At 37.5% G+C, this 15,444-nt stretch carries 14 protein-coding genes; 13 read left to right on the forward strand and 1 reads right to left on the reverse strand.

The window, feature by feature from the left end; genetic code table 11:
* Positions 1-127: 127 nt before the first annotated feature.
* The 9 genes from BN997_RS04680 to BN997_RS04720 all read left to right on the forward strand — a co-directional run bounded on the left by BN997_RS04680 (position 128) and on the right by BN997_RS04720 (position 10,301).
* Positions 128-1,804 carry an extracellular solute-binding protein gene (locus tag BN997_RS04680; RefSeq protein ID WP_052485102.1) on the forward strand — a complete coding sequence of 559 codons (1,677 nt, stop codon included), beginning with the start codon at positions 128-130 and terminating at the stop codon, positions 1,802-1,804.
* A gap of 310 nt (positions 1,805-2,114) precedes the next feature.
* Positions 2,115-2,969, forward strand: coding sequence for an ABC transporter permease (locus BN997_RS04685; RefSeq protein ID WP_084613013.1), 855 nt, complete (start codon positions 2,115-2,117; stop codon positions 2,967-2,969).
* 12 nt (positions 2,970-2,981) lie between these two features.
* A complete protein-coding gene (locus tag BN997_RS04690) occupies positions 2,982-3,875 on the forward strand; it encodes a carbohydrate ABC transporter permease (RefSeq protein WP_042530114.1) in 894 nt (297 codons plus the stop codon).
* A gap of 23 nt (positions 3,876-3,898) precedes the next feature.
* Positions 3,899-4,522, forward strand: a complete 624-nt coding sequence (locus BN997_RS04695) for a YesL family protein (RefSeq protein WP_042530117.1) — start codon at positions 3,899-3,901, stop codon at positions 4,520-4,522.
* Between the two features lie 470 nt (positions 4,523-4,992).
* Positions 4,993-6,000, forward strand: a complete 1,008-nt coding sequence (locus BN997_RS04700) for a substrate-binding domain-containing protein (RefSeq protein WP_042530119.1) — start codon at positions 4,993-4,995, stop codon at positions 5,998-6,000.
* A gap of 74 nt (positions 6,001-6,074) precedes the next feature.
* Positions 6,075-7,373, forward strand: a complete 1,299-nt coding sequence (locus tag BN997_RS04705) for an ABC transporter substrate-binding protein (protein ID WP_052484907.1) — start codon at positions 6,075-6,077, stop codon at positions 7,371-7,373.
* Between the two features lie 21 nt (positions 7,374-7,394).
* On the forward strand, positions 7,395-8,327 hold the full coding sequence (locus BN997_RS04710; protein WP_052484908.1) for a carbohydrate ABC transporter permease: 933 nt from the start codon (positions 7,395-7,397) through the stop codon (positions 8,325-8,327).
* A gap of 3 nt (positions 8,328-8,330) precedes the next feature.
* On the forward strand, positions 8,331-9,155 hold the full coding sequence (locus BN997_RS04715; protein ID WP_042530121.1) for a carbohydrate ABC transporter permease: 825 nt from the start codon (positions 8,331-8,333) through the stop codon (positions 9,153-9,155).
* 27 nt (positions 9,156-9,182) lie between these two features.
* Positions 9,183-10,301, forward strand: coding sequence for a glycoside hydrolase family 172 protein (locus BN997_RS04720; protein ID WP_042530123.1), 1,119 nt, complete (start codon positions 9,183-9,185; stop codon positions 10,299-10,301).
* A gap of 348 nt (positions 10,302-10,649) precedes the next feature.
* Here BN997_RS04720 and BN997_RS04725 read toward each other — a convergent pair whose 3' ends face one another.
* Positions 10,650-11,423 (reverse strand): AraC family transcriptional regulator, encoded by a 774-nt coding sequence (locus BN997_RS04725; protein WP_042530125.1) that lies wholly within the window; start codon positions 11,421-11,423, stop codon positions 10,650-10,652.
* 192 nt (positions 11,424-11,615) lie between these two features.
* On the opposite strand from BN997_RS04725, the gene BN997_RS04730 reads away from it, so the two are divergent.
* From BN997_RS04730 to BN997_RS04745, 4 genes are read left to right on the forward strand one after another with little or no spacing between them, the layout of a single operon-like run.
* The gene (locus BN997_RS04730) at positions 11,616-12,323 is read left to right on the forward strand and encodes a ThuA domain-containing protein (RefSeq protein ID WP_042530128.1); all 708 of its coding nucleotides are present in this window, start codon (positions 11,616-11,618) and stop codon (positions 12,321-12,323) included.
* A 27-nt stretch (positions 12,324-12,350) separates the two neighbouring features.
* Positions 12,351-13,379 (forward strand): Gfo/Idh/MocA family protein, encoded by a 1,029-nt coding sequence (locus BN997_RS04735; protein ID WP_042530130.1) that lies wholly within the window; start codon positions 12,351-12,353, stop codon positions 13,377-13,379.
* A 6-nt stretch (positions 13,380-13,385) separates the two neighbouring features.
* Positions 13,386-14,420: a Gfo/Idh/MocA family protein gene (locus tag BN997_RS04740; RefSeq protein ID WP_042530131.1), complete on the forward strand. Its 1,035-nt coding sequence runs from the start codon at positions 13,386-13,388 to the stop codon at positions 14,418-14,420.
* A gap of 16 nt (positions 14,421-14,436) precedes the next feature.
* Positions 14,437-15,405, forward strand: coding sequence for a sugar phosphate isomerase/epimerase family protein (locus BN997_RS04745; protein ID WP_042530134.1), 969 nt, complete (start codon positions 14,437-14,439; stop codon positions 15,403-15,405).
* Positions 15,406-15,444: the final 39 nt, after the last annotated feature.

Consider the following 15,444-nt stretch of genomic DNA (forward strand, 5'->3'; position numbering starts at 1 on the left):
AAATAGTATATGAAAACGGATTATTTGATATTTCCCATGCATCAAACATCAATTAAAATAAATTTATACGAAATCGATGGCCATGATTTTGCTAGAAAGACAGAATATGAAGGGAGATTATAAGAAAATGAAAACGGATTCATTGAAAAATATTAAATTACTAATAATCTTATTAATGCTAACCAGTACATTAGCTGCATGTGTACAGAAATCTTCCAATGATGGGGAAACAACAACAGAAGATGGCAAGCCTATTATCAATATCGGCCGTTCGACAGGCTCCAATCCTAAACTGCCTGAAGGGGATACTTTTGAAGATAATGCGTATACTCGTGTAGCTGAAGAAGTATTAGATATAGAGATTCGAAATGCATTCGAAGCAGAGGGAGAAGACTATAACAGGCAAGTAGCTTTGGCTATTTCTTCTGGAGATTTACCAGATATGATGATCGTTTCCAGAGAGGAGCTGAAAGATTTAGTCGATAATGATTTAATTGAAGATTTAAGCGATGTATATGAAGAAAATGCGAGTGATTATATTAAAGAAACCTATGCCACCTATGATAATCAGCCTTTAGAAGATGCGACCTTTGAGGACAGCCTTATGGCACTTCCGGGAACGGAGTCTCTGGCAGCACCGCAAATGGTTTGGATACGTGAGGATTGGTTAGAAGAATTAGATTTATCAATAGATGAAGATGGAGACAGCCTGATAACTTTGGACGAATTGGAAGAAGTTGCGAAATCTTTCATTGAAAATGATCCAGGTGATTCTGGCAATCCGGTTGGGATACCTTTTGAAAATTATTTAAATGCAGGAGATTATGGATCATTTACGATGAATTCTATTGCTGCGGTTTATGAAGGACAGCCTAAAAAATATTTAATAGAAGAAGATGGCAGTATTTCTTATGGATCAACATCAGAAGGTACAAAACAAGCACTTGAATTAATGAATGACTGGTTTGAGGAAGGTATCATTGACCCGCAATTTGGAACGAGATCATTTGATGACATTATGGCCTTGCTTACAAATGGGCAAACAGGTATCGCAACAGGCCCTTGGCACATACCGGACTGGGGGTTATCGAATATTAGAGAGATGGATAATGATGCAAGATTTACAGCTTATGCATTAGCGGATGATGAGGGCAAAGTAAATGTACCCGAACAAAAAACAACAGGCAGTAATTTTATCGTTGTCAGGAAAGGATATGAGCATCCAGAGAAAGCAGTCGAAATGTTGAACTTATTTTATGACGACATTGAAAATACAACAGAAGAGGATATGGAAAATACGTTCCCTGAGGTCGCAGAATATTTGGAACAAGGTGTCGATGATTCAACGAAACCATTTAACATCGTAGTTCTTCCAATGCAGACATATTTGGATGATTATCAAGATGTTCAAGCTGTTTTGAATGAAGAGATGGCTGTTGAAGAAATTACTAATCCTCAAGTTAGACAAAGTATAAATGGAATTGAAAATTATACGGAAAATCCTGAGGACGCACCAACTTCTAACTGGTCTAGCTATCATTCCCGTATTGTAGGGTGGGGGTTAATGAACAAGCTGACGGAAGAAGAACGATTTAATTGGGTAGAAGCAGCTTATGTGGTGAACACACCAACAATGGAACAAAAAGGAGCTAATCTAACAAAGTTAGAAGAAGAAGACTTTATTAAGATTATAACAGGAGCAGAGCCGGTTGATTATTTTGATACGTTTGTTGACAACTGGCATAATCAAGGCGGTAACGAAATCCTGGATGAAATAGAAGAAGAGCTGACTCAACAAGAATAGATAGTGAAGAGGGGTTGAGCAACAGCCCCTCTGTTACACATTAGGAAAGCATAAAATTTTAGCGCAGAAGTGATTCGACGTAGTAAAAATTTTTAGGTACCAAGTATAAGCGCAACTAAGGCATTCGCCGAAAGGCTTGCACTCCAGAGCATAAGGGATTCTAAGAAAGCAAAATACGCTTTCAAGACTCCCTTTAACGAATACCAAGTTTTCTTTAAAGGAGGGAAAGAAGTTGGCAATAAATAATCAGGTTGCACCTGCACGTGATCGTAAGAAAGATGTGAAAAAGGCGAAATTAACCTACCACGCTATGCTAGCGCCAGGAATGATTTTTTTGCTTATATTTAGCTTTGCGCCAATGTTTGGAATCATCATGGCTTTTCAGGATTTTGTACCGGCAAAAGGTTTCTTTGGCTCAGAGTTTGTAGGACTGGAACATTTCAGTTATATGTTCAACCTTCCTGATATTGGAAAAGTGTTTCGGAATACAATTGTAATTGCATTAGGGAAAATTATTTTTGGTTCGCTGCTTGCAATTGCATTTGCGATTTTATTAAATGAAATTCGTGTGAAATTGCTTAAAAAATCTGTACAGACTATTGTTTATTTACCTCACTTTTTATCATGGGTAGTTTTGGCAACGGTTGTGGTCAATTTATTTAGTTTGGACGGAACGGTTAATCAAATTTTAGATTCGTTCGGTCTGGATAGAATTAATTTTCTTGGAAGTAATACCTGGTTTCAGCCCTTATTAATTGGTTCGGATGTCTGGAAAGAGTTTGGCTTTAACTCCGTGATTTATTTAGCTGCTATTGCTTCTATCGATCCAGGCTTGCATGAAGCTGCCAGTATGGATGGAGCAAATTGGTGGAAACGTGTTTGGCATATTACCTTACCGGGGATGCTGCCGATTATCCTGCTCTTAGCCATTTTAAGTCTCCCAAGTGTACTAGAAGGCGGCTTTGATCAAGTATATAACCTCTATTCTCCAATGGTTTATGAAACTGGGGATACGATTGATACTTATGTATATAGAGAAGGTTTGGTCGGACGTGATTACAGTTTTGGAGCAGCTGTAGGTTTGTTTAGATCTGTAATTGGTTTGATTCTAATACTGTCAGCTAATAATATAGCCAAAAAATTCACAGAAAGAAAATTATTCTAAGGGGGAGTATAAATGATACAAGGAAATAGTCTCTCCACGAAAATGGGAAAATTTATCATTTATCTTATCGTTATATTTTTGGGGTTAATATGTCTATTACCCTTGTGGAATATCGTTGCTATATCCTTCAGCAGCGGGGCAGCAGTGGCGGCTAACATAGTTGGACTTACGCCGGTCAATTTTTCAACAGGTGCTTACGAAATGATTATGGAGGATGCACAGTTCTGGAGATCATTCTTTATATCTGTACAGCGCGTGGTGCTTGCTTTAGTAATTAACTTGACATTAATTGTGTTAATGGCTTACCCATTATCCAAAACGAAACGTGAATTCAAGAGTAGAAATATCTATATGAACATCATTGTTTTTGCCATGTTATTTAGCGGCGGATTAATTCCGACCTATATTATCATCAGGAACCTGAATTTATTAGATACCATTTGGGTTTTAGTCTTACCGGGGGCAGTACCAATTTTTAGCGTGATTTTAATTATGAATTTCTTTGTCGGTGTCCCAAAATCTTTGGAAGAAGCAGCTATTATTGATGGGGCCAGTCCACTGCAAATATTAACTAAAGTCTATATTCCGGTTTCTTTGCCGGCTCTAGCAACAGTGGCATTGTTTAGTATTGTAGGTAACTGGAATGATTTTATGACAGGACTTATTTATATGAGTCAAGTAAGTAACTATCCGATTATGACCTATATTCAGTCTCTTACCATTGATATTTCTGAGTTGGTGAGGTCTGGTACAAATAGTGATGCGCTGCAGAATATTGCTGAAGTACAGAATCGGAATCTCAATGCAGCAAAAATAGTAGTTTCTACGATTCCTTTATTATTGATTTATCCTTTTCTTCAAAAATACTTTGTAACGGGTATTGTTGTGGGATCTGTTAAAGAATAGTGTCAACTGGGGAGGAATAAAACATGGGGAGTATCTTAGGGATAGACGGTCCTGTATATCATTTTTTATCTAGAGTAGTAGAATTGATTTTACTAAATATAGTGTTTATCCTTTTCAGTTTGCCGATTGTAACAATTGGTGCTTCTGTTACTGCTATGTTTTCAATTACGTTGAAAATGGTTAGGGGTGAAGAGGGTGGGCTAATCAACGGGTTTTGGCAGGCATTCAAAAATAATTTCAAACAAAGTACACTTATTTGGGGGCTTTTAGCTTTATTCGGAATAATTCTAGCATTAAACTATTTCTTTTTACAATTTTATACTGGAAAATTTTCAACAATAATTTTAATGAGTTTAGTAATGTTCTCGGCCATTTTCTGTATATATCTTGTACTGATTTTTCCATATATTGCACGTTATAAGTGTACAATAAAAGAAGCTTGTATAAATGTAATAAAAATAAGTATAGCTAATATGTATTTTATTTTATTAATTATTGTCTTTATACTGGGACCCGGAGTGTTAATGCTCTTCTCACCATTATGGCTGGTAATAAAATTATATATGGATATTTTTATTGGTTTTTCTTTTATTGCTTATGTTAGCTCTTTTATGATTAGAAGAATATTTGAAAAGTATGAAACTTAACAGTAGATTTTTGGAGAATAGTATTGATAAAAGATAAATAAAATTCTAGCATATTAAACGAATCCTTTGATAAACTGTCAGACTTTAGCAGGAGAGTTCGCTGAATTTCTTAATAAGTTGACTTAGGCAACTTATTAAGAAATTCTATTCAAACATTGTATAGTGTCACTCCAAAGAGTGAGACATTTACTATTGCAATCAATATTAAGTGAATTAATAAATCTTTCTTTTGTGTCTAAAAATTAACTATTTATTTAAAGGATAAGCACTGTAACCAGCGGAGAAAAATCCTAGAGACTACCATGGGAAAAGAAGTGTTTTTCTGTAGCGGTTGCCGAAAGGTAAAATATTAAGTTCAACTTATATAAGTGAATAAAAAATCTCGATATTTATTGACAATTGAAAGCGATATCTTTATTATGTAATTAAATATTAAACGTTTAACTTTTTTATTTAGGAGAGGGTGTCTTTTGAACGTAACTTTGAAAGATGTAAGTAAACATTGCGGTTTATCAACAGCTACAGTATCGCATGTATTACATGGTACAAAATCTGTAAAGAAAGAAACGAAAGAGAAAGTGTTAAAATCTGTTGAAACATTAGGTTATATACCACATGCATCCGCTCGCCAGCTTAAATCTGGTTCTAGCCAATTAATTGGTGTTTTAACCATTGGTTATAATCCATTTTTTACAGATGTACTTAATGGAATACAGGTTCAAGCAGAAGCCTTAGGTTGGAAAATTATTGTAGGAAGTACAGGGGAAGACATAGAAGCACAACAGTCATTTCTTGATTCTCTGATGCAACAAAGAGCAGAAGGAATTATTATGGCACCAACAAAAGGATGGACAAAGGAAAAATTAAAACGCTATCTAAATAACACATCTATGGTTTTTTTGGATCGTAAAGTGCCTGGTCTGGAAGAATATACGTTAGCTACAAATAATGAACAAATTTCAGTTGAAGCAGTCAATCATCTAATCAACGAACATTCCTATAAAGAAATAGGTATTATTTATGCAAATACGGAAGTTTCCTCTATGGAAGATCGAAAACAGGGATATATGAAGGCAATGAAATCTGCTGGTTTCTCTGTAAAAGACAACTTTATAGCTTGTGGTGACGGAAGTATTGAAACTGGTCAGAAAGCAATGAAAAATTTATTGGACCAAAATCCTCGTATAGAAGCAGTTTACATTACGAATAACCAATTACTTTTAGGAGCATATAGAGAGCTGAAAAAAAGAGATAAAAAAATTCCTGATGACATTGCAGTTATAGGATTTGATATAGAACCATGGATGGAATTTTTACATCCGCAAATCACTATTATTGAGCAACCTGTTCAAAGAATAGGGGAGCAAGCAATACAAAAGTTATTAGATATAAAAAACGGAGAAAATAAAAAGACAGAGGAGTTAAAGAATAAATTGATTATTGGAGAGACCTGCGGGTGTATTCAAAGTAAAATTTAAATAATAAGTTTGATAAACTTATTAATTTTTAACACGAAAGTTAAACGTTTAACTTTTCATGGAGGATGAAGAAAATGAAAAAAATCATTTGTTTTTCTAATATTATTCTACTTTTATTAATAGTAGGTTGTAGTAATAATGAGAATGCTTCTTCTGAAGAGGATATGCAGGAACCTGTAGACTATTCTGAGCCAGAAGGAACAATTGTATGGTCAAGCGGAGGTCTTTCCGGATTAGGGTTAAGACAAGAATTAATAGAAGGGTTTGAAGAACAATACCCAAACGTTAATGTTGAGTTGGAGGAAGCGCCGTCTACTACAAATCAATCACAAACTTATTATACGACCACAATTGGAGGGCAAAACGAAACACCGGATATTTACAGCGGGGATTCCAATTGGCCAGCACAATTTGGGAATGCAAACATTGCAATGGATTTGTCAAATGTAATGCCAGAGGAATTTTGGAATCGTTTTCCAGAAACATTGATTGATTCTGTTACTTACGAAGGCGGAATCTATGGTGCTCCATTCTATGATAATATTGGCGTTCTTTATTATCGCGAGGATATTTTAGAAGAAGCGGGGTTGCCTGTTCCGAGCACATGGGAAGAATTGCAAGAAACCTCCATACAATTACAAGAAGAGGGATATGTAGACTACGGGTTCGTTTGGCAGGGAGCTTCTTATGAAGGGTTAACGACAAATTTCTTAGAATATTTACGTGCAGCAGGCGGGGATGTCTTAGATGAAGATGAGAATGTCGTGATTAACTCACCGGAAACTGAAAAAGCTTTGTCCTTTGTAAAAGAATTGTTTACTAGCGGTGCAACACCAAATGCAGTAGCTACTTTTCATGAAGATGAAGCAACGAATACGTTTAGTTCAGGATCAGCAGCTTTCTTACGTAATTGGATGAGTTACTATGGTCAATTACAGGATTCTGACACCTCTGCAATAAGTGAAAATGTAGGAATAGTACCGCTTCCTGCCTTTGAAGGCGGAGAAAGTAACACAACACAATCCGGATGGAATGTGTTTATCAACCCAAATACAGAGAACCTAGAAGCATCTTTAGCTTTTATGGATTATTTAACAGGTGAAGAAGCTCAAAGGCTGATGGTAGAAAAACATGATATGATTCCGACCAATATCAGTATTACGGAAGATCCTGAAATGATTCAGGAATATCCTATATTAGAAATTTATCAAGAAGCAGTTCCGACACCAAGGCCGAAATCTCCAAACTATAATGCTATTTCTGAAGGTATATATATGAATGTGAATGATATGTTTGTCAGAGATCGAGATGTTAAGGAAATACTGGAAGTTATGGAAGAACAAATAAAATCAGCAAATGAATCTGGATTATAACACAAGAAAAGAGGTTTAGGCATGTCAAATAGAACTAAAAATGTGAATCAACAACCCTTGCATCATAGACCATGGAAAAAAAACGTGCCCGGATATTTAATGGTACTTCCTGCTTTTCTGGTGCTTGCAGCGATTATGTTCTATCCAATTTTTTACACCATTCGTATGAGCTTAAACAATGTAGATATCTCAAGCAGCGGGTATATATTCGATTTTATTGGGCTGCAGCATTACATTGATATCTTCACCAACTCGGTTTATTGGGATAGCATATGGCTTACATTCTATTTTGCTTTTGTCACGGTTGCTGTTGAAATTGTGCTAGGACTGTTAATTGCGCTAGCGATTAATAAAGTGAAGCGTTTATTAAATGTATCTCTGGTTGTTATGTTAATCCCATGGGCGTTAATCACTGTCGTATCCGGTCAGATGTGGTCATACATCTACAATGCTGTCTATGGCGTATTAAACTATGTTTTGGAAACACTACATCTGATTGACAGCCCAATTGCTTGGCTGGCGACTCCCGATACAGCTGTTATCAGCATGATGATTGCAGAAATATGGAAGACCACCCCATTTGTTGTCATTATATTATTAGCAGGATTACAAATGGTTCCAAAGGATCAATATGAAGCTGCCTCCATGGATGGAGCAAATGTTTGGCAACAATTTTGGAAGATTACGTTGCCAGCTATTAAAGGTAGTATTGCAGTTTCTATTATTTTTCGCTTATTACAAGCTTTTGGGGTATTTGATTTACCGTTTGTATTAACAGGTGGCGGACCGGGTAATGCTACCCAACCAGTTGCAATGTTAGCACAAAAATCATTGTTTCAGAATTTGAATTTTGGTCTAGGTTCAGCGATTTCTGTAAGCGTTGTATTTTTCATTATTATGTTGTCAATTACATTTTATCCGCTGATTCGCTCTGTTGTGAAAGGAGAGTCTTAACCTATGCGACGATTATCCACTGCTGGCCGTTATGCCGTTTTGATTAGTTTTTTGGCTATTATTATAGCCCCATTCTATTGGATAGTTATTACGTCTTTAAAACCGGCATCTGAATTGGGGGATTATCCGCCCAGTTTAATTCCGGAAACATGGACACTAGATCATTATCGGGAAGCATTAGTTGATTTTGGTTTTTTAGAAAATTTATTCAACAGTATGATTGTATCTGTATCTGCAACAATTATTGTACTAATATTTTCAAGTATGGCAGCCTTTGCTATAGCAAAACTGCCATTACCGAATAAATATCCAATGATGGTTGGACTGTTGATTTTATCGATGTTTCCTCCAGTTACCGTTGCGCCGGCCGTCTATATTATGCTGAATAATTTAGGTTTGTTGAACACATATACTGGACTGGTAATCCCTTATATAGCTTTTAATTTGCCATTCGCAGTTTGGTTGTTACGAAATTATTTTGTACAGATTCCGACTTCGTTGCTAGAAAGCGCAAGAGTTGATGGAGCAAATGTATTTACTATTTTTTACAAAATATACCTTCCCTTAATTAAGCCTGGGTTATTTACAGCAGCGATTTTCACTTATATTGCAACATGGATTGAATTCTTCCTGGCATTAATTATAAATTCAGATCCGTCAATGCGGACGGTTTCGGTTGGTATTGCACTATTCAGTGGTCCATATTCCATTCCATACGGCACCATATTTGCCGGTTCAATCATTGCAATGCTACCAATTGTTATATTAACAGTTATATTCAGAAAAGGAATTATTTCCGGTCTAACCGGAGGAGCAATAAAAGGATAAATTATAATATAGAAAGGGAGTTTTGAAATGTTTACACTAGAAGGAATTGAAAAGTTAAAAAAGAATAAAAGCAGGTCTATTAATCCAGAGAATCCTACTGGAGCAGCCGGAGAAGGTGGTAAAGAAGGAAGTGATTTAGGACCAAGCAGAAAAGGGAGCCCGATGATCCAAATAAAGAGTGGGGAAACCTTGACATTGGCAGAAATAGAGGGGCCGGGAACTATTCGTCATATTTGGATGACAGTGACAGATGCAACCATACACGGAAGCTTTGTACTAAGAGATCTTGTATTGCGGATGTATTGGGATAATGAAGAAACACCATCTGTTGAATCTCCATTGGGAGACTTCTTCTGTAATGGCTTTGGAACACGATGTGATATTAATTCTATGCCTATCGTAGTTAATCCATCCGGAGCAATGAATTGTTATTTTCCAATGCCATTTAGGAAAAAAGCACGTATCGAAATAACAAATGAACACGAGGGAGATATTGATGCTTTCTTCTACACTATTAATTATACCGTAGAAGACGAAATAGACGATGATACAGCATATTTTCATGCACAATGGCGTCGAGAAAAATATACGAAGGAAGCAAAAGATTATACGGTAGTCAGGAATATTGAAGGAAAGGGGCATTATGTTGGAACCTATCTTGCTTTAACTGCACTGGAGCGTTATTGGTGGGGCGAAGGAGAATTTAAATTCTATATTGATGATGATGAAAAATATCCGACTATTTGCGGCACAGGTACCGAAGATTATTTTGGCGGAGCTTGGGCTTTTCATAAAAAACATAAAGATGGAGTTATTCGATCATCCACTTATAATACACCGTTTTTAGGTTATGCTTTTCAATCTACGGAGGATCATACAAGGGATAATTTTCCAACTAAAGATAGTATTCCGACGCATGGATTCGGAAGAGATGCGTTGCCAATGCATGGACTGTATCGTTGGCATTTACCGGATCCAATACGTTTTGATGAAAAATTGACAGTGACGCTTCAACAAATAGGTAATGATGATATTAAATTGTTTGAACGTGCAGATGATATTTCATCAGTTGCATATTGGTATCAAACAATGCCGCATCAGCCGTTTCCTAAATTCCCAGAAACAAAAGAGAGACGACCAAGATAAGATACAGGGATAAAAAGAGAAACTTCTTAGCACAAAACAAGGAAGTTTCTCTTTATTGAGAGTTTTCTAATCTAACCTCTCACGGCATAACTGAAATTATTTTGATAAGAGATTTGATAATTGCCATTAAAATAGAACTTTAGCATAGTTCATTAAATAACTTTTTTTAAAAGTAACTATTAATTTTTGACTTCCTGGGCTGCAATACTTAAAGGTACTATTGCTATAAGCCAACAAAGGGGTATAGAGTTATAAGTAATTCAGATATAGCTGTTTAAAGGTATAAATTCTATTTAGCTTTGGATGGTTCACTGGAATTTTTAATTTACTGACTTGCTTATTCAACCATTAAGATTCAAACATTTTCTCACGATATTCCCTTGGAGAAACAAGATGAAATTTCTTGAAAACACGGTGAAAATACGAATAAGAGCCAAAGCCGCAGTTTTGGGCAATATTTTCTAATGTCATTGTTGTATATTTCATCTGATTGATTGCGGTAGAAATCCGAATCGATTGTGCATATTCCACCATTGTTTGTCCAATATATTCCTTGAAAAGGTGAACACATCTTGACACACTCATATTACAATAATTTGCAATATCATTTATTTTGAAGTCTTGTTTGGTTGCATTTTCTTCAATATAGCGCATCATCTTTGTAACAATATAAGGTCTGTTAATGTCTGTTGATTTTTTATCCAATGAGCGTTCTAGAGAAACACAAAGTGCACTTAGCAAGTAGTGAGTTAATTTACTATTCTTTTCTTTTTCCGGTCTTCTTTCTTCAATAAAGAGGGATTGCCATAAATTTAAAACGGTGTGATCCATCGTAATTTTGGAAAGTACTGGCCTGTGGCGAAAAAGCTGGTCAACTTCTTCGCCTTCACAATATAAGCAATAGTCACCGCTTTGTTGGCCTTCTGCTACATGCAGTTCATAGGTTTCCCCGGGTTTGACAATTAATAAATCGCCTTTTTCAATATGATGTGTTTCATTGTTTACTTTAATTTTCGCTTTACCTTCGATCTGTAATCGAAACAGATAAGAGGCATAACGAGATTTATGCATCGTGTGAAATAATTGGTTATGATAGGAATAACCGCAAAAGCTGACTCTCATATTTTTCTCCTTTTATAATTAAATAGTTCATGTTTTCATTATATCATTTATGTTAAATTGATAGAATATCCTTTATGATAATAATTAGATTATCTGTAAATGAAAGCGATTATATCCTTGTGATCTGTTTTTCTCTCTATTGGATTTATTAATCGTTACTTTACGCAAATAAGACAACTAGGAGGTACAGGAATGAATATAACTGTATGGAATGAAAATCGTCACGAAAAAACAAATGAAACCGTTGCATCCATTTACCCAAAAGGTATCCATGGCGCAATCGCCGGCTTTTTAACAGAAGCAGGGCATGACGTAACAACAGCGACATTAGACGAACCGGAGCATGGATTAACAGAAGAAGTGCTGAATAACACAGAAGTCCTGGTTTGGTGGGGGCATATGGCGCATGGGGAAGTACAGGATGACATTGTGGAACGCGTAAAACAGCGTGTATTAGAAGGAATGGGATTAATTGTTCTTCACTCCGGCCATTTCTCTAAAATCTTTAAATCACTGATGGGGACAGGCTGTGATTTAAAATGGCGTGAATCGGATGATACAGAGCGTGTATGGAATGTAGATCCATCTCATCCCATTGCCAAAGGAATCGGCGAATATTTTGAAATTGAAAAAGAAGAAATGTATGGAGAGCATTTTGATATTCCTGCTCCAGATGAATTGGTTTTTGTCAGTTGGTTTACCGGCGGAGAGGTCTTCCGCAGCGGAGCAACATTTAAACGCGGCAGAGGGAAGATATTCTATTTCCGTCCTGGCCATGAAACCTATCCGACGTATCATCAGGCTGAGGTCCAGCAAGTAATCAAAAATGCAGTAGAATGGGCTAAGAATCAAGATACTCCAAAGCATACGTATGGCAATTATCAGCCGATTGAAAAATAAATCAAGATAGAGAGAGGAAGCGGTAAAATGAGTTTGAAAATAGCGGTTATCGGATGCGGAAGTATAGCAAAGCATCGCCATCTGCCGGAATATGCAGCAAATAAACATGTGGAAATCACGGCAGTGTGCGATATCGTCGGGGAACGGGCAGAAGAAGCAGCGGTTAAATATGAAGCAAAGGCATATACAGATTATAAGGAACTGTTGAAACAAGATGACATTGATGCTGTCAGCGTTTGTCTGCCAAATTACTTACATGCACCTGTCAGTGTGGATGCACTGAATGCCGGAAAGCATGTGCTTTGTGAAAAGCCGATGGCAACCTCTGCAGAAGAGGCAGATCAGATGATTGAAGCGGCACAGCGGAGTGGAAAGAAATTAATGATCGGACATAATCAGCGTTTTGTCAACTCGCATCAAAAAGTCAGAGAACTGATTGCATCTGGAGCGGTTGGCAAGGTTTACAGCTTCCGTACCACATTTGGACATGGCGGTCCCGAAGGATGGAGTGCAGATGGCAAAGATAGCTGGTTCTTTAAAAAAGACGAAGCATTTATTGGGGCAATGGGTGATTTAGGCGTGCATAAAGCAGATTTAATCCGTTATTTATTACAGGATGAATTTGTAGAGGTTGGTGCGTTCGTGGAAACCAGTGCAAAAGAAAATGCAAATGTAGATGATAACGCGACGCTGATACTCAAATCAGAAAAAGGCACGATTGGTACATTAGCAGCCAGCTGGGCTTATACAGCGAAAGAAGATAATTCCACCATTATTTACGGAGAGAAAGCTACATTACGTTTAGAAGATGATCCGGCGTATTCTTTAGTTGTTCAATATACGAATGGCGAAACAGTAAAATACGAGCTGGGCGCCATTCAGTCCAATGATGAAGGCGGCCAGACAACGACACATGTCATTGATCATTTTATTGATTCCATTCAAAATGATACAACACCTTTGATCGACGGTGAAGAAGGAAAGAAATCGCTCGCTATTATTTTAGCAGCATTAGAATCCGTTGAAACAAAAAGAATCTATTCCTTGGAGAAGTGACAAATCATGAAGCGTTTGAAAATGGGACTGATTGGAGCAGGGGGAATAGCGGAAAACCGCCATATCCCTGTTTATCAGTCATTAAGTGATAAAGTAGAAATAACAGGTGTACAGGATGTTAACTTGGTCCGCGCGAAGGAAGTAGCGGAAAAATATGCGATTCCTCATGTATATGAAAATTATTTGGACATGTTCAAGCACGTAGATGCGGTGACCATCTGCACACCAAATAAATTTCATGAATCAATAGCAGTTGCTGCCTTAAATCAAGGGGTTCATGTTTTATGTGAGAAACCAATGGCAATGAATGCAGATGAAGGAAAGCGCATGCTGGAAGCGGCAGAAGCAAATAATAAACTATTAATGGTTGGATATCATTATCGTTTTGTAGATTCTGTGATGCTGGCAAAAGAGTCGATGCCGGAAGTGGGAGCACCTATTGTTACGCGCGTGCAAGCCATGCGGCAAAGAAAGGTCCCAGGCTGGGGTGTATTTATAAACAAACAGCTTCAAGGCGGAGGAAGCTTGATTGACTGGGGATGCCATTTACTTGATACAGCCCTTTGGCTTGTTTCCCCTTCGAAACCAATAGAGGTCAATGCTCAAACCTATCAGTGTTTAAGTAAGCAGCCAGATCAGGTTAACGACTGGGGAAGCTATGATCATGAAGCGATTGACGTCGATGACCATGTGAGTGCCTACATCCGTTTTGATGATGGAAGCACCCTGCTATTTGAATGCTCCTGGGCCGCAAATATCAAAGCGGATAAAACACATATCTCGATATCCGGCGAAAATGGAGGGGTAAATGTCTTTCCTTATGAATTCTATCAGCCGAAGTATCATAGAATGGTGGAGACACATGCCGATACGAAGGAAGATCAACAGGAAGCGGCCCTTTTACAGGCACAGAATTTTGTCGATGCCTGCTTGGGGAAAGATACATTGAAAAGCAGTCCAGAGGATGCGCTGCAGGTAACGAAGGTCATTGATGCCATTTATGAAAGCAGTGAACAGGGAAAAAGTATCTCGATTAATTAAAGGGAGGCTGAGAAAAATGAAATTAGGTGTATTTACGGTTTTATTTGCAGATAAAAAGCTGGAAGACATGCTTGATTATGTGAAAGGTGCTGGACTGGATACGGTAGAAATAGGGACAGGCGGTAATCCCGGTACAGCGCATTGTCAAATCGATGAATTATTGGAAAGCAGTGAGAAGCGAAAAGAATTTAAAGATAAGATTGAATCACGCGGATTAACCATCAGCGCATTCAGCTGTCATGATAATCCTGTTTCTCCAAATAAAGCTCAGGCAAAAGCCAGCCATGATACATTCATCAAAACGGTGCGTTTGGCAGAGATGCTGGATGTTCCGGTTGTTAATACATTTTCAGGTACACCGGGCTCCCATGAAGATTCGAAATATCCTAATTGGCCGGTAACCCCTTGGCCGACGGAATACGCCGATATCTTAAAATGGCAATGGGAAGAAAAATTGATTCCGTATTGGAAAGAGCAGGGACAATTTGCAGAAGACCATGGTGTCAAAGTAGGATTGGAGCTGCATGCCGGTTTTCTCGTCCATACACCGCATACGATGCTAAAACTGCGGGAAGCAACAAATAATGCCATTGGGGCGAACCTGGATCCGAGTCATTTATGGTGGCAGGGAATTGATCCGGTAGCAGCAATCAAGATTCTTGGAAAAGCTGGTGCCATTCATCATTTCCATGCTAAGGATACGTATATTGACCAGGATAATGTGAATATGTACGGGCTGACTGATATGCAGCCTTATGGAGAAGTGCAGACACGTGCCTGGACTTTTCGTTCCGTAGGGTATGGCCATAGTATTCAGGAATGGTCGAATATTGTGAGTGCGCTTCGGACATATGGCTATGATTATGTGATTAGTATAGAGCATGAAGATCCGATTATGTCGGTTGAAGAAGGTTTTCAAGCTGCAGTGAAGAACTTAAAACAGGTGAATATCGTGGAGCCTCCAGCTTCTATGTGGTGGGCTTAAGACAAAAACACTGAGAATATAACTAGCTAAAAATAGAAA

This window comes from Oceanobacillus oncorhynchi (assembly GCF_000821065.1).
Lineage (GTDB): Bacteria > Bacillota > Bacilli > Bacillales > Amphibacillaceae > Oceanobacillus > Oceanobacillus oncorhynchi.